This is a genomic window from Gardnerella sp. DNF01159 (assembly GCF_049244215.1).
Taxonomy (GTDB): domain Bacteria; phylum Actinomycetota; class Actinomycetes; order Actinomycetales; family Bifidobacteriaceae; genus Bifidobacterium; species Bifidobacterium swidsinskii.
This window is the reverse complement of the sequence record NZ_CP058387.1, coordinates 117895-133681: the sequence shown is the minus strand read 5'-3', so window position 1 is coordinate 133681 and position 15787 is coordinate 117895. Positions and strand designations below refer to the sequence as shown.

General features: G+C 42.6%; 11 protein-coding genes. 6 read left to right on the top strand and 5 right to left on the bottom strand.

Translation table 11 applies throughout. The annotated features are described in order from the left end of the window. Positions 1–62: 62 nt before the first annotated feature. Positions 63–899, bottom strand: coding sequence for a TraX family protein (locus HXT39_RS00535; protein WP_004108130.1), 837 nt, complete (start codon positions 897–899; stop codon positions 63–65). A gap of 77 nt (positions 900–976) precedes the next feature. Continuing rightward, complete coding sequence (locus tag HXT39_RS00530; RefSeq protein WP_102703474.1) at positions 977–2677, bottom strand: alpha-amylase family glycosyl hydrolase; 1701 nt, start codon at positions 2675–2677, stop codon at positions 977–979. A gap of 258 nt (positions 2678–2935) precedes the next feature. Between HXT39_RS00530 and HXT39_RS00525 the strand changes: the two genes are divergently transcribed. The 5 genes from HXT39_RS00525 (at position 2936) to malQ (ending at position 11500) form a co-directional block, all read left to right on the top strand. Beyond that, entirely contained in the window at positions 2936–4165 is a 1230-nt protein-coding gene (locus HXT39_RS00525; RefSeq protein WP_004108134.1) for an extracellular solute-binding protein, read from the top strand. A 159-nt stretch (positions 4166–4324) separates the two neighbouring features. Further along, a complete protein-coding gene (locus tag HXT39_RS00520; RefSeq protein ID WP_004108136.1) occupies positions 4325–5731 on the top strand; it encodes a carbohydrate ABC transporter permease in 1407 nt (468 codons plus the stop codon). Beyond that, positions 5728–6651 (top strand): sugar ABC transporter permease, encoded by a 924-nt coding sequence (locus HXT39_RS00515; protein WP_004104797.1) that lies wholly within the window; start codon positions 5728–5730, stop codon positions 6649–6651. The genes HXT39_RS00520 and HXT39_RS00515 overlap by 4 nt, the downstream gene beginning before the upstream one ends. A gap of 312 nt (positions 6652–6963) precedes the next feature. Next, positions 6964–8973, top strand: coding sequence for a type I pullulanase (gene pulA / locus HXT39_RS00510; protein WP_102703475.1), 2010 nt, complete (start codon positions 6964–6966; stop codon positions 8971–8973). A gap of 277 nt (positions 8974–9250) precedes the next feature. Further along, positions 9251–11500 (top strand): 4-alpha-glucanotransferase, encoded by a 2250-nt coding sequence (malQ, locus tag HXT39_RS00505; RefSeq protein ID WP_102703476.1) that lies wholly within the window; start codon positions 9251–9253, stop codon positions 11498–11500. A gap of 477 nt (positions 11501–11977) precedes the next feature. Here the strand turns inward: malQ and HXT39_RS00500 are convergent, their stop codons facing one another. From HXT39_RS00500 to HXT39_RS00490, 3 genes are all read right to left on the bottom strand, one after another. Beyond that, positions 11978–12586 (bottom strand): DUF624 domain-containing protein, encoded by a 609-nt coding sequence (locus tag HXT39_RS00500; RefSeq protein WP_102703477.1) that lies wholly within the window; start codon positions 12584–12586, stop codon positions 11978–11980. A gap of 187 nt (positions 12587–12773) precedes the next feature. Beyond that, complete coding sequence (locus HXT39_RS00495) at positions 12774–13607, bottom strand: carbohydrate ABC transporter permease (protein WP_103014049.1); 834 nt, start codon at positions 13605–13607, stop codon at positions 12774–12776. Next, the gene (locus HXT39_RS00490) at positions 13604–14455 is read right to left on the bottom strand and encodes a carbohydrate ABC transporter permease (RefSeq protein ID WP_004108156.1); all 852 of its coding nucleotides are present in this window, start codon (positions 14453–14455) and stop codon (positions 13604–13606) included. Before HXT39_RS00490 ends, HXT39_RS00495 begins: the two co-directional genes overlap by 4 nt. A 301-nt stretch (positions 14456–14756) precedes the next feature. Here HXT39_RS00490 and HXT39_RS00485 point away from each other — a divergent pair, with 301 nt between their 5' ends. Continuing rightward, positions 14757–15770, top strand: coding sequence for a LacI family DNA-binding transcriptional regulator (locus HXT39_RS00485; RefSeq protein ID WP_102703478.1), 1014 nt, complete (start codon positions 14757–14759; stop codon positions 15768–15770). Positions 15771–15787: the final 17 nt, after the last annotated feature.

Here is a 15787-nt window from a genome sequence, read left to right as displayed (position 1 = left end):
TGCTTATTAACAATTTTATGTATTATTTTATGTATTATTTTGTTTGCTTACAACTTATAACTTTAATGAATGTATACTGCAAACACTGACGCAATGATCAACATCAGCGGATACCACGCATACATAACACAACGGAACGTCGTCGAGTTTTTAGGACCATCACCATAAGGGCTACGATAATGCAACACAGCTACACCAATACCAGGTGTAAGCATCGACATAGCGCCGAACATTCCTGCAGTCATCTCCATAGTAATTTCGCGCTTTTTTAATAATTCAAAAAGAAGTACGAAAATAAGCAAAGTTACGCCGCCGAAGAAAATTCCATGCTGCACAAAAACTTTTCCTATCAAATTCCAAAGAAGACCCGCAATGATAAGCACGGTAATAGCAAAACCTTTACTAAATCCGCTTAAACGTTCCCTAATTGTATCTATACTCGAAAGTACGAATAGGGAAATAACCATTGCAAATACAGGATTTTGCGAACGCATGTCGAACAAACATTTTGAATTCACCAAATCGTATGGAACTTCGCAAACCACTGCTAAAATCAGCAATCTCAACATGTAAAGATTCAAATTATGCGTGTTATGGTATCCGCGTACTAGTATCCACGCATACCATGGCACTGCAGTCCAGCTTATAAATTCACAAACTAATATGACTGTCAATGCAAACATATTATTGGTTACTGTTCCGCCGAACATTCGTGCAATTACTGTGTTACTAAATGCACCTAGCATAAGCATAAAAGCGCCGAGCATTTTGAGTTTATTGAGCGTGATTCCAGTTTTTATGTTACGGTCAGCACGAATTGGTTTGCCGTTTGCATCAAGCATTTCCTTATTCGCGTTACCGCTATCACGCATTATTGCTTTACCACTATTAATACTCATTGCACGTCCTTGTTTATTTGCGCATACCTAGTTTATATAAACTTTATCCGTAGTCGCGTATCTACCTAACCTGTAATTTACATTCCAAACACTGCAAAACTTTGAGCGCCGAGTGTTAAGCAATCACCATCAACTGATATTTCTCCAATTTTCAGTAATGGATTGTAAGCAGATTCTTGCGTAAGATTCGCTAATGCTTCTAATGAAACTGTTTCACTATTTACACCTGGGTTCATAACCACAATGCTTCGTTCCACAGCTGATTCTCCTGCGCCACCTTTTGCGCAACGCTCGTAAGCAAAGCCGCGGCCGTCAACCGGAGCATACAAAACTCTCCAAGACGCGTCAGCTTGCAAAGATTTGCGACTATGGCGAAGCGCAATAAGCGAGCGCACCCACGAAAGGAAGGAATCTTCGCAATTAATTTGCGCAGAAACAGTTGGAATTTCACCACTTTCCACTGCTTGTTTTCGAGAATTTGCGCAAGTTCTTCCGTCTGCTCGCGCTTCAACAGGCAAGTATAATTTAGATTTTGCAGCCATTGAGAAGCCAAAATTCTTTGCATCATCCCATTGCATTGGCGTACGAGTGCCCGTACGAGCGTAGCCGCCTTCTTTTGTTGGAATATCGCGATATTTCATGCCAATTTCGTCGCCGTAATACACGAATGGCACGCCTGGCATAGTGAGTATCATGCCAAAAGCCACGCGACGCTCACGATCGTCAAGACGCGGAGCAAGACGCGGCGTATCGTGATTGCATGTGATGAAACTAAAGTAACCTTGGTTGCAGGTTGACTCATATTGTGGGTAATAATCGTCTAAAAATGGGCAAATACTGCCGCCACCGTGCGCATTAAAGTAGCTGTGATCGCGCTCAGAATTGTTATCTAAAGCGTTATCAACGTCACGAAGTAAACGCGCATAACCATTAGGATTGCCATCCCAGCGCCAATTCAAATAGAAGTCCATGTCGAATCCGGCAGCAAGAGCCTGACGCGGTCTGCCCCATTCGGACACAAAAGCAGCCTGCGGATACTCTTCTTTTACAGTGCCAAGCATTTCCTGCCATGCGCGAATTGTATTGTCTTTTCCAAGACTTCCTTCGCCATTATTGTCATCGTTTTTTACAAGCGAATCAGCCATATCAACTCGGAATCCATCCGCACCAAGCGAAAGCCAAAATCGCATAATATCAACCATTGCAGCGCGAGTTTCTGCCGCTTCTTTGGAATCTGGAGCGGATTGCCAAGCTCTATCCCTATGTGCAAAACCGTAGTTTAATGCAGGCTGACATTTGAAGAAGTTTAGAATATAAGTGGCGTCACGCTCAGTTTCACCACCAACAAACGGCATAGAATAGCCGCTAAACGCACTGTCGGTCCAAATGTAGCGCTTACTGAACTCGTTTTCTTGAGCTTTTGAACTTTCGCGGAACCATTCATGTTCTTCACTAGTGTGACCTGGCACTAAATCAAGCAATATGCGGATTCCTTGATTGTGAGCTTCACTAAAAAGCTGCTGCAAGTCTTCGTTAGTGCCATAGCGAGCAGCTACTTTTTTGTAGTCGCGCACGTCATAGCCCGCATCTTTAAAAGGCGAGTCATAGCAAGGATTAAGCCAAATTGCGTTGCAGCCAAGCGATTTTACATAGTCTAACTTTTTGATAATTCCTTGAATGTCACCTATGCCATCGCCATTGGAATCACAAAAACTTTGCGGATAGATTTCGTAAAAAACCGCGTCTTTAAGCCACTGAGCATGATCGTATAATGCCATTATTTCACCCTTCTAGCGTTGTGCTATTTAGTTTACACGCAACCACTTGAAAAAATTTATAGGGCGAAATATACAGATTAACCCGCCACTCATTTGCAAACGACACGATATCCGTGTATACTACACAGTGCTTACGAACGGATTTGTGAGACTTGTGACGCTGCTCTACGCAGCAATCGCGATGTTGCGCCACAACGGAGTCCGTTACTACGCCACCAAATGATATGCCAGTTTTTGGCATGATATAGGAGGTCAAGGATGACGAATATTAAGAAGATGCTGGGTGCAGGTCTTGCAGTTGCTACTTTGTTTGGATTTGCAGCTTGCGGTTCAAGCACTAACAATAGCGCTAAGAAGGCTGCTGATTCAGCACCTGTTCAGCTCACCGTTTGGGGTTCTGCTGACGATCAGAAAGATGGCGGCTGGATTAAGACTGTTGAAGCAGAATTCAAGAAGGAAAATCCAAACGTTACTTTCAAGAACGCTGTTGTTGAGCCACCAGACGCTGCTAAGGCTGTTAAGCAGGATGCTAAGGCTGCTGCTGATGTGTTCCTCTTCCCTAACGATCAGCTCGGCGACTTGGTAAAGGCTGGAGCAATCGGCGAATTAAGCGATGACGCCACAAAGCAAGTTAAGGAACAGAACGAAGATACTTTGATCAAGTCTGTTACCGCTCAGGACGGTAAACTTTACGGCGTTCCTTACACCGGCAACACTTGGTTCATGTACTACAACAAGTCCAAGTTCTCCGCTGATGACGTTAAGTCCCTCGACAAGATGCTTGAAAAGGGCAAGGTTTCATTCGATCTTGCTAATGCTTGGTATCTCCCAGGCTTCTACCTCGATGGCAATATGACGCTCTTCGGCGAAAATGGAAACGATGCTAAGGCTGGCATGAAGCTCAGTGATAAGGCTGCTGAAGTTACCAAGTACATTGCAACAAAGCTCGTTGGAAACGAAAAGCACTTCGTACTTGATGGAAATGGTCGCGGCTTGGCTGGCTTGAAGGACGGCTCCGTTGATGCAATGTTCTCCGGTTCTTGGGATGCAGCCAAGGTTAAGGACGCCTTGAAGGATAACTATGCTGCAGCTGCTCTTCCAACCTTCAAGACTGAGTCTGGCGAGCACCAGATGAAGTCCTTCGCTGGTTCTAAGGCTGTTGCTTACAACACCAACACCAAGTCTCCAGAGATGGCTGCTAAGTTCGCTGCATTCTTGGGCTCCAAGAAGTCCCAGCAGATTGCTTTCGAAAAGGAAGGTGCAATTCCTTCTGACAAGTCCCTTGCTGATAGCGTAAAGGCAGAGCCAGCTGCTGTTGCTCAGATGGAAACCATTGCTAAGACTTCTGTCTTGCAGCCAGCAATTCCTGAAATGGGTAAGTTCTGGGATCCAGTTCAAGCATTCGGCACTTCTATCTCCACCGGTAAGATTACTGGCGATAATGCTGCCGCGCAGACCGCAGAATTTGCTAAGGGCTTAGAGAAGTAAGTAAACAAAACTTACTCTAGCCAACAAATCTAAATAGATGCATAAGCAGTGTTTTATGCACTTTGAGTAAAACAATGCGCCCCAGCCCCCGCTCCGGCAAGGGGTGGGGCGCATTGTTTATCTTCTACAAAATAATTTTGTTTACATGAAAGGCATGTCATGACTGGCACGACATCCACAAAGCGAGAAAGACGCCAGAAGAAGACGTCAACTGCAGAACGCTTTGCTCCTTCACCTTATTCACTGAAAGAGGCTGCAAAACATGCGGACATTCTTTCATGGATTTCTGTTGTCATATTTGGCTTTGGCAATTTTGTCCGCAAGCAATACATCAAAGGCGTTATATTCTTAGCGTGCGAAGCAACTTTATTCGTATTCTTATTTACAATTGGATTGGATTATCTTCCAAAAATCAACACTCTTGGCACAGTAGAACAGGGCAGAGTTAAAGTCAACGGATTCTGGCGATACAGTGCAGGCGATAATTCTGTAGAAATTTTACTGTATGGAGTTATGTCGATATTAGCGATTGTATTGCTTGTATATCTGGCAACTCTCGCTCTTCGCAGCGCGTACAAAGCGCAATCTGTAATGGCAGACGGCAAGAAGCCACTTAATTTCATTGATGATGCGAAGACTCTTCTTGACGAAAAAGCACACGTCGGTTTTATGACTCTTCCAACTGCTGGCATTGTGTTATTCACAATTTTGCCATTGTTCTTCATGATTTCTATGGCTTTCACAAGCTATGACGAGAATCATCAACAAAAATTCAGTTGGATTGGGTTAGACGTTTTTTCTCAATTCTTAACCGGAAAAAGTGATTTAATTAAAGCTGACGTATTCTTTGACGTATTAATCTGGACTCTTGTTTGGGCATTCCTTGCAACCTTCCTGAACTTCTTCCTCGGCATGTTCATTGCAATGATAATCAATAGAAAGTCCACTCGTCTTAAGGGATTGTGGCGAACTTGCTTCTCCCTTACAATTGCAGTTCCACAGTTTGTTTCATTGCTTATTATGAACAATATGCTTAGCCAGAACGGTGTTATTAACATTGTCTTTAAGCAAAACGGTTGGATACATCAGGAGCTTCCTTTCCTTACGGATGTAACTTGGGCTCGAGTGACGGTAATTCTTATCAATCTTTGGGTTGGTATTCCATTCACCATCATGCAGATTACAGGTATCTTGCAAAACGTTCCTGCAGAACTTTACGAAGCTGCAGAGCTCGATGGCGCAGGTTGGTGGCAACGTTTCATGAACGTCACAATGCCGTACATCATCTTTGTTATGACTCCATATTTGATTACTACCTTTACTGGCAACATCAATAACTTCAACGTTATTTACCTCTTAACAAAAGGTGGTCCAGCAAGTAGCAAAGTCAACAGTGCAGGCGGCACCGACTTGCTTATCACATGGCTCTACAAGTTGACTGTTGACCAGCAAAACTACAACGCAGGTGCAGTAATTGGTATTTTGACGTTCATTGTGCTTGCTGTCGTAGCACTGATTACGTATCGCAACTCTGGATCTTACAAGAATGAGGAGGGATTCCGGTGAGTGATAAAACTACAACTAAGAACGAAGAAGCTGTTGTAAAGAGCACTCGTAGTGTTTCTTTCCTTAAAGATCAACATGTCAGAAGAGTAATTGGAGATACTTTCTCACATTTGTTCTTGCTGGTGTTGTCAGTTATTTGGCTGATTCCAATCTTGTGGGTTTTGTTAGAAAGCTTCAACAAGAACACTGGTTCCTATCAGAAAACCTTCTTCCCAACTGAATACTCACTAAATAACTATATAAAGTTATTTACCGATACCGATGACATTAATTTCCCACGAATGTTCCTCAACACTTTGATTGTGTCAATTTTCGTGTGCATTATTTCTTTGGTGTTTGTGTTAGCAGTGTCCTTCTGCATGTCTCGTCTCCGTTTCAAAGGGCGCAAGACATTCATGAATCTTGCTCTGATTCTTGGTATGTTCCCAGGTATCATGGCTGTTATTGCTATCTACTTCATTTTGAAGGCTCTTGGTTTAACAAAAGGTTCGATTGTATTAATCGCACTTATTATCGTTTATTCTGCAGGTAGCGGTGCTGGCTTCTACATTATGAAGGGCTACATGGATACTATTCCAAAGTCTTTGGATGAAGCTGCATACTTGGATGGATGCACAAAGTGGCAAGTATTCTGGAAGATTATTGTTCCAATCTGCAAGCCTATGATTGTATTCCAAGCAATTACTGGATTCTTGGGACCATGGCTAGACTTCGTTATGGTGAAGACAGTAGTGAGAGACAATAAGGAAAACTACACAGTTGCTTACGGATTAATGGAGATGCTTACCAAAAAGTATCTACCTGATTGGTACGCTGCATTCGCGGCAGGTGCTGTGTGCATTTCCATACCAATCGTAATCCTGTTCATTATTATGCAGCGCTTCTACGAAGAGTCCATGTCTGGCTCCGTTAAAGGCTGATAATTTACAGGATATAAATCTACTGAAGGCTGAGACGCTTTCGAGCGTTTCAGCCTTCTCTTTCGCTAGACAACACGAACACATAAAAAATAAAAAATAACTTAACACACTCGCCGTTTGACTTAATACGATAATGGCTATCGCATAAACCCTACCGTGTTTAGCCAAATAGTGCCACAAAACATAAAAAAACTTGATAACAGAACAATAAGTAAATAATAAAATTTAAAAACTGTATAATTACTAATACGATTAAATAATTTAGAAAATTTAGACAATTCGCAAAATAGCGAAGGAAGAAGGATACCCTATATGACGACTCCATCTTCGGCAACATGGCCTGTATACGAAGGACCTCTTGGATTTACTTTAAACGCAAAATCTACAACATTTGCTGTATGGGCACCAACTGCACAGAATGTGACGTTAAGACTTTTTGAAACTGGAAACAACAGTGAGCCAATTCAAACACACGAATTGAAACCGTTGCATGACGGAGCTTGGCGGATTAATTTCCGTAAGCGTTTAGACGGCATATACTACGATTATCTTGTTACTTTCCAAGATGGCACAGTAAATCGAACTAGTGACCCTTGGGGTGTAGCAAGCGGTGTAAATGGTGAGCGCAGCCTTGTCATAGACGATGAGCGAGTGTCTCCTGCCAATTGGCATAAAGATAAGTCTCCTAAGTTTGTGCGTCATGCAATGGTTGTGTGGGAAACGCATGTTGCAGATTTCAGCAGCAATCCTAATGGCGGCTTTAAGCCAGAGCATAGAGGCCAATATCTCGCTTTTACTGATGAACATACATCTTTGCAAAATCCAGATTCTTCTGAATGCAACTTCCCTACTGGCTTGGATTATTTAAAGCAGCTTGGCATTACTCATGTGCAACTCGAACCTATTTACGATTTTGCAACAGTTGACGAATCCGCAATCGACAATGCGCGCAAAAACGGTGCTTCAGCAGAAGAATTAGATTCTCTATACAACTGGGGTTATGATCCTCACGCTTACAACGTTCCTGAAGGTGCTTATTCTAGCAATCCTTACGACGGCACTGCGCGAATTCGCGAATGCAAAGCAATGATTGCGGCATTACATGCTAATGGCCAACGCGTAATTATGGATGTTGTTTATAATCACATGTACAAGTCTGCAGAAAACGCTTTCGAATGCATGGCTCCTGGGTATTTCTGCAGGCGAGACTCTGACGGATTTTTTGCTAACGGCTCTGGCTGTGGAAATGAAATGGCTTCTGAACATCCTATGTTCCGCAGGTTTATTATTGAATCTTTGCTGCATTGGGCACGCTGCTATCACATTGATGGCTTCCGTTTTGATCTTATGGGATTGACTGATACTGAAACCTTAAATCAGGCACGAGCTGCATTAGATGAGCTTCCTGGCGGTAAAGATATTGTTATGTATGGAGAACCGTGGAGTGCTTCGGATCCTGCTGTTGATGAAAAAGTTCCGATGGGAGATAAAGACGGCAGAAGCACTCTTAACGAGCGCATAGGCTGGTTTAGTGACGAGTCTCGCGATTCCCTCAAAGGCAACGTCATGAACCATCTCGACCGCGGGTATGTAAATGGCAATGAGCTCTGGTGCTCAGATGCGGCTCGCCAAACTCTTAATGCATGGCGTGATACTCCTTCTGCAGGTAAAGAAGTTGGACAGATTGTTCAATATACTTCTGCTCACGACGATTTGACTTTCTGGGATAAGCTTTGTATCTCTATGCGCGAGAATGCTAGCGATTTTGAGTTTGACGCTCAAGATGCACAACAAGTTGCGGATATTTTGAACGCTAATATGTTTGCAGCTGGAATTGTTTTGTGCTCTGCAGGCACGCCGTTTATGCTAAGCGGAGAAGAGTTTGGACGTACTAAGCACGGTTGCGATAATTCTTATAATCGCGGTGTACTAATGAACCAGCTTGACTGGGCGCGCGCTGAACGTTTCAATCCGCTTGTTCAATGGTATCGTGCACTTATAAAGCTTCGCGCTGAATATAGCTCATTGTATGATGGCAAACGCAAACAACTTGAAACGTCTAACCATACTGTTTTGGCTACGCGCATTGGCAATAATTTAATTGTTTGCGCAAATCCTATGTATCATGAAGATGCAACTATTCAGCTACCTGCTATTCATAGCGCAAAGGCTCAAGAGTGGCATTGCGTACTTAATTCAAGTGATTATTTTGCTAAGTGGACTGGAAAACAACCTGACACCGCGGTAAATATTACAACTGAAAAAAGCGCTGCTACCCTACACTTGCCTATCAGAACTTTTGTTGTGCTTAGCAACAAGTAATTGCGTTTTAGTAAGTAAAAAAAATAATAAACTGTCAGACGATTGCAACTAAACATGAGTAATCACAACACTTGTGTTTAGTTGCAATTACTTATAAAAACTAGCAAATATGTCGCAACGCTAATTTGCAAACGATGTCAGGTATTTATATAATTGACAGGCAGGGTGTATTTCAATCCAGAGATGTATTGATTTACACGCTATCGCCATAGTTGCACATTTGGCACGCTTACGACGATGTTAGGAATGTGCCAAATCATAAAGTAGAAGGAGCACCATGACAACAACAGCTACTGGCAAAGCTGATGCTGATAAGCCTATGGAAGAAAGCGCAGAACGTCTTGCACGTCCACTTATTAAGCTTGCTAAGGCGTGCGGCGTTGCCACTTTTTATATTGATCAGCAAGGAAGCTACACCGAAATTACAGATGAAGCATTAGTTGGAGTACTTGATGCATTAGGCATGCCTGCCGACACTCAAGACAATATTGCAATTTCATACGAGAAGGTTCAGCGCAAACGCTCTAGCGAGTTATTGCCACCAACTGTCGTTTCGTTTAATGGCGCAAAAACTTGCGTACCAATTCACGCAGGAGATGCCAAAAAAGAGCAAATTCACATTTCTCTTACACTCGAAGATGGAACAGATTATGAAGACTCGTTAGGCGATATTCAATCCGAAGACGATGGAGACTTGTTCATTGAACTTCCGGATGATTTGCCAATGGGCTACCACACTTTGCATGCCAAAGTAATCAGCGCGAATGGCGAGACGGCTCAACATGCTGATGTCACATTGATTGCCGCACCTGCGCGTATTCCATTGCCTGAAAGCGTTAAGCAAAAGCACCGTTGGGGATTCATGACGCAAATGTATTCTGTGCGTTCAAAAGATTCTTGGGGAATTGGCGATTATGGCGATTTGCGTCGCCTACTTAAGGATGCTGGAGAAATCGGCAAGGCTGATTTTATGTTGATTAATCCAATTCATGCGTGCGCTCCAGTAACACCTCTTGAGCCTTCACCGTACTTGCCTGAGTCTCGTAGGTTCTTGAATGTCACTTATATTCGTCCGCAAGATATTCCGGAATATGCTGAATTAAGTGGCGAAGATCTTGCTAAAGTAGAGCAATTACATGAGTCTATTGCTCCTCAAAACAATAATCCAAATCCTATAGATATCAACGCTGCATGGGATGCCAAGCTTCCTGCGTTGCGTATTATTTTCAAGCAACCTCGTTCTACCGAGCGCGAGCGCGAGTTTAGTGAGTTTAAGCATCGTTCTGGTGAAGATCTTGACGCTTTTGCAACTTGGTGTGTTGCGTTTGAGGTTTGGGGTGCTCCTTGGGGCGAGAATTTGTGGTTTGACACTACAGGCAAAGGCACTCCGCAAATTGAGCGACTTAAGCGCGAACATGCTGACTTGTTTGAGTTCCATCGTTGGCTTCAGTGGATTGCTGATGAGCAAGTTGCTGCAGCTCACGCTGAAGCTAAAGCTGCTGGTATGGCAATTGGTCTTATGCAAGACATGGCAGTTGGCGTACACGGCTACGGTGCTGACGTTTGGTGGAGTCCGGAACGATTTGCTAATGGTGTAAGCGTCGGTGCTCCTCCTGATTTCTACAACCAGCAAGGTCAGGATTGGGGTCAACCTCCATTCGATCCAAATTATTTGGATGAAACTGGCTATATTGCTTACCGAGACATGGTTCATAACGTGTTCTTGCATGCAGGAGCTGCTCGTATTGATCACGTTCTTGGATTGTTCCGCTTATGGTGGATTCCACAAGGACAGGGTGCTAGAAACGGCGCGTATGTGTACTACAACGTAGATGCAATGCTCGCAGTTCTCACTATTGAAGCAACTCGCGCAGGCGGTGTTGTTATTGGCGAAGATTTGGGCACTGTGCCGAAGTATGTTTCTAAGGTTCTTGCATCTCATGGCGTGCTTGGCACTGTTGTTGAGTGGTTCACCCACGACGACGAAGCTGAAGCCACTACTAAGAAGGCTGGAAAGAAGCAAATTATTTTTGCTAATCCGTCTACATATCGAGAGTATGCTCTTGCTTCCGTTACTACGCACGATATGCCACCTACAGCTGGTTATCTTGCCTTTGAGCATGTCAAGCTTCGCGAGCAACTTCATCTGCTTACAGACTCCGTAGAAACGTTCCAGGAGGCTGCTCAAGCTGAACGCGATGCAATGATGAAGATGCTTCTTGAGAACGGTTGGATTAGCAAAGATGCTGCTGAGGATGTTGAAGGTCATGTACAAGAGATTGTGGAAGCTATGCATGCAATTATGCTCACTTCCCCATCTTTGCTTTTGCAAGTAGCTTTGGTTGATGCTGTCGGCGAGAGGCGTTCACAGAATCAGCCTGGAACTAGTACAGAGTATCCAAACTGGCGTATTCCACTTGCTGATGCTGATGGTCGTGTAGTTCACACCGATGAAGTATTTAAGTCACCACGAGTGCTATCTATGACGGCAGTTATGCGCGGCGAAAATACACGGAAGCATGTATAATTTAATAGTTGGTTTACCGATGAACTGACTCTATTCCCCCCCTCTCGTAAGGAATATGATTTGCATAGTAGCAAATCAAAATATTTCTTACATGATGTCCTATGTGAGGCGAGCATCTATAATAGTGCTCGCCTCATTAATTATGGGGTTATGGGGGTTATGGAGTAAGAAGCAAACCCCCTGCCTCAACACCGTTACTCGCGCAGTACATAATCTGCGTCAATAACACAAATAAGCAGCAACACTCGCGCGCTAAATCGCAGCGCTCAAGCAGGTCATCAGCGCACACCAGTCACAACCTAATTTCTAAAGCACAGCCACACAAACCTGCCCTGCCTTCGTCTTTATTGACGAAGGCAGACCCCGCTTGCGTTGAAAGCACACCGTGCTTTCAACCCTAAGCAAGCTCGGCATTCCGAGTTGCTTTCGCGCGCACAATGCTGCGCTCAAGCAGGTCGTCACGCCATAACGCAGAAATTACTTCTTAATATACTTTGCAAATACACGCTCTAAAATCGGAGTATGCAGCATAATAAGCGATCCCCAACCAATGAATACCAACAAAGGCAAACCCTGCGGCAAATATACGATTGATGCAAATATTAACACAATAAACACTATATCTAGCAGTGTCATTATAAGAGTTTCTTTCCAATACGAAATACCAAAAATAAGAGAATTAGCCACTGTTTTATCAATTGAATTTTTAAAACGCGCTTGTAATGCAAACACCCATTCGGCAACAATAACCCACAATATGCTCAGAATAAATTTAATAATTAAAAGTGGAGTAAACCACACGCAAAGCCATAGCCAAATAATAGCAAGCAAAACTGGTCCCATTACAGCCCAAATAATAGTAGATTCCAAAAAATTGCTAGCAAACGCGCGAAAATAAGCTGCAGTAATATGTCCTTCACCTTGCTCTGTACGTCTTGCAGCATCATGACCGGCACAAAGAGAAGCACCGATAGTAATTAAAGGAATGCTTGTTAAAATCATCAATATTGTAAGCCACACGGCATCAGCAAATGTTTCCATGCTTTGCGCAAACTTTGAATCTGGGCTTCCAAACGAGAAAATCATTCTATACTATCTCCTGGTTTTATGACGCAATTCCTATGCTTTACTATCTATAGATACTCTAATAACGAACTCTACCACCTAATTACAAACTAACGTAACTATTAAAAATAATGACGGTGTGCACAAACGTAATAGTATGCACACACCGCCGCTTTCACTGCCACTTGAATTTTGGAGGAGAATTAATTTATCCCTTTACTGCACCAGACATAACACCTTTAATAATGTACTTCTGGCAGATGAGGTAGAAGATTATGATTGGAACAATTGCCATAACCAAGCAGCCCATCATTGCGCCCATCTCGACAGATCCATAGCCGCCCTTCAAATACTGAACAGCTATAGAAATAGTCTTATACTTGTTGAGATCGAGCGTCAAGAATGGAAGCAGGAAATCATTCCAAATCCACATTGCCTGCAAGATTGAAACCGAAATAATAGCAGGTCGCATAATCGGCACAATAATCTGGAAGAATATACGTGGCACAGAAGCACCATCAATCATTGCAGACTCTTCGAGTTCTTGCGGAATACCCTTAATCACACCAGTGAAAATAAACACTGCAAGTCCTGCACCAAAGCCTAAGTAAATAATCCACAATCCCCATGGAGTATTCAACTTCAAAGTGTTCGTAATGTAAGCAAGGGTGTACATAACCATCTGGAATGGCACAATCATGTTAAACAGGAACAAAACGTATAGAAGTTTTGCTGCCCAATTGTTCACACGAACAATCCACCATGCACACATTGACGTGCACAGAAGAATGAGAATCACAGAACCAACAGTTACAACAATGGTCCAGAGGAAACTCATCGGAAAATCAGTACGATTTGAGCCTAATACGTAGTTAGACATTCCAACAAACGATTTTGAACTAAAAGTAAAAGGATTGCTGACAATATCAACCTTAGACTTGAAAGAATTCAGCACTACTAAAGCTATAGGAAAAATCCATAACAAGCTTATAAGAGTGAACAGCACCGTCCATAACGCAGGATGCTTTGTTTTCTCGTTCATGCCGCTACCTCCTTTGACCTAGTGAGCATATTCTGAACCATAGCAATAACAGCCACAACAATGAAGAACATGACTGCCTGAGCCTGACCAACGCCTTCACATCTTGGAGTAGTGAAAGTTCTATAAATATTAAGAGCTAACATCTCTGTTTTCCTTGACGGACCACCGTTAGTTAATGCGAAGTTCTGATCGAAAAGCTTGAAGCCGTTGGTAATTGTTAAGAATGTGCAAACAGTAATAGAAGGCATCATCAATGGAATAGTAATCTTGAATAAAGTCTGCCTTGGACTTGCACCATCGACAGCAGCTGCTTCCATAACATCTCCTGGAAGAGCCTGCATTCCTGCGATATAAATAATCATCATATAGCCAATTTGCTGCCAGCAAACAACAATCACAAGACCCCAGAAACCGAATACTTCAGAGAACGTAATCGTACGATTGAAGTAGCCGAGTATACCATTTAACAAGAGCTGCCAAATATAGCTTAAAACGATACCGCCAATAAGATTTGGCATAAAGAACACGGCTCTGAATATCGTCGTGCCCTTGAACTTCTTAGTAAGCATGTACGCAATTGCAAAAGCAATAACATTAATAATTATTGTTGTAATAACTGCAAAAAGCGTTGTGAACAAAAACGAATAAACAAGATGCGGATCTTTTAAAGCTCTATAGTAGTTACGAAAACCCACAAACTTACCATCAGTCACAGTAGTGAATTTTCTAAAGCTCAAGTACACACCCATAATAAATGGTACTAAGAAGCCAACAATAAACGCAGCAAACGTTGGCAGCGCAAATAACCACCACCATTTACGTATTGCTTTTCCGCTCATACTAATCATGACTCGTCACTTTCTCCTCCTTGAGCGCGACATCCACGTAGACATCGCTGTCCCGAACCAATAACTTCATTCTACTACATGAATTAGCTATGTCAAACGTTGTCATTTTCGATATGTCACTTCAAACAAATATCAGAATTTAATTTTAAAAAATTGCTTATTATCGTTGGCATTCCAGCAAAATTTGCTAAAATAGAAATGTCTGCAAACGTTTGTTTGTTTCGAACTATAAAAGTTCGCACTAAACAATTAAACACAAGGCTGTGCTACACGTTTGTTATACGCGAATAAAGGAGTTCACATGTCGGCAAATATTCAAGATGTAGCGAATAAAGCTCATGTGTCAGTTTCTACTGTGTCGCGTTCATTTACACGACCAAACTTAGTATCTGCATCCACTCGCAATAAAGTATTGGCCATTGCTGAACAATTGAATTTTTCTATTTCGAAATCTGCAGCAGCACTAAAATCTGGTAAAACTTTGCGCATCGCTTTATTGATTAGCGATCAAATTCGTCTATGGTTTTCTGCATCTATTATTCAAGGATTGAATCAAGTATTCCACACAGCTGGATACGATTTGTCAATTTTTCAGATTTCCAGCAGCAAAGAGCGTAGCGAATTTTTCACAATGCTCCCAACTAGACGTAATGCTGACGCCGTTGTTGTGTGCTCCTTTGACGTAAATACCGACGAAATCGCACAACTTAAATCAACAGGTGTACCAATTGTTGGCATAAACTGCTTATATCCACAAAAATGCGATTTTGACGCGACTATCAATATTGACGATGACCAAGGTGCAAGACTTATGGCACGCCACTTAATCGGTTTAGGGCATCGCAATATTGCATATGTGCGCACAACTCGTGACGTTTCACTACATTTCAGCGTATTGCAGCGTTACCATTCTTTTATTGATGAATGCCAAAATAGCGGGATCACACCTACAGAAATTGTGGCACCTGCTAATTCTGATCGCATAAGCGCCATAGTTTCTATGCTTCTTGGAAGTTCAATTATGCCAACAGCAATTGCATGCCAAGAAGATGGTATTGCAATACCGCTTATGTTTCAGCTTGCACGCAGCGGGTATTCTACTCCAAAAGATGTGTCAATTATTGGTTTTGACGATAGTTTTTACGCGCATGAAACTGGCTTAACTACTATTAGACAGGATTCAGTTGATATTGCTTCTACTGCGGCAAATATCACGCTTGCGCTTATAAACGCAGAGGAAGTTGAAGATCCATATCGCATTGTTCCAGCGCAACTTATTGTGCGTTCAAGCACAGCTGCATTATTAAAAGAGTAGACCTTTTATAGTTTTCT

Excerpts from the sequence above, each read along its gene's own strand:
- HXT39_RS00535 (WP_004108130.1), bottom strand. The coding sequence starts at position 899 with ATGAGTATTAATAGTGGTAAAGCAATAATGCGTGATAGCGGTAACGCG.
- HXT39_RS00530 (WP_102703474.1), bottom strand. The coding sequence starts at position 2,677 with ATGGCATTATACGATCATGCTCAGTGGCTTAAAGACGCGGTTTTTTAC.
- HXT39_RS00525 (WP_004108134.1), top strand. The coding sequence starts at position 2,936 with ATGACGAATATTAAGAAGATGCTGGGTGCAGGTCTTGCAGTTGCTACT.
- HXT39_RS00520 (WP_004108136.1), top strand. The coding sequence starts at position 4,325 with ATGACTGGCACGACATCCACAAAGCGAGAAAGACGCCAGAAGAAGACG.
- pulA (WP_102703475.1), top strand. The coding sequence starts at position 6,964 with ATGACGACTCCATCTTCGGCAACATGGCCTGTATACGAAGGACCTCTT.
- malQ (WP_102703476.1), top strand. The coding sequence starts at position 9,251 with ATGACAACAACAGCTACTGGCAAAGCTGATGCTGATAAGCCTATGGAA.
- HXT39_RS00500 (WP_102703477.1), bottom strand. The coding sequence starts at position 12,586 with ATGATTTTCTCGTTTGGAAGCCCAGATTCAAAGTTTGCGCAAAGCATG.
- HXT39_RS00495 (WP_103014049.1), bottom strand. The coding sequence starts at position 13,607 with ATGAACGAGAAAACAAAGCATCCTGCGTTATGGACGGTGCTGTTCACT.
- HXT39_RS00490 (WP_004108156.1), bottom strand. The coding sequence starts at position 14,455 with ATGATTAGTATGAGCGGAAAAGCAATACGTAAATGGTGGTGGTTATTT.
- HXT39_RS00485 (WP_102703478.1), top strand. The coding sequence starts at position 14,757 with ATGTCGGCAAATATTCAAGATGTAGCGAATAAAGCTCATGTGTCAGTT.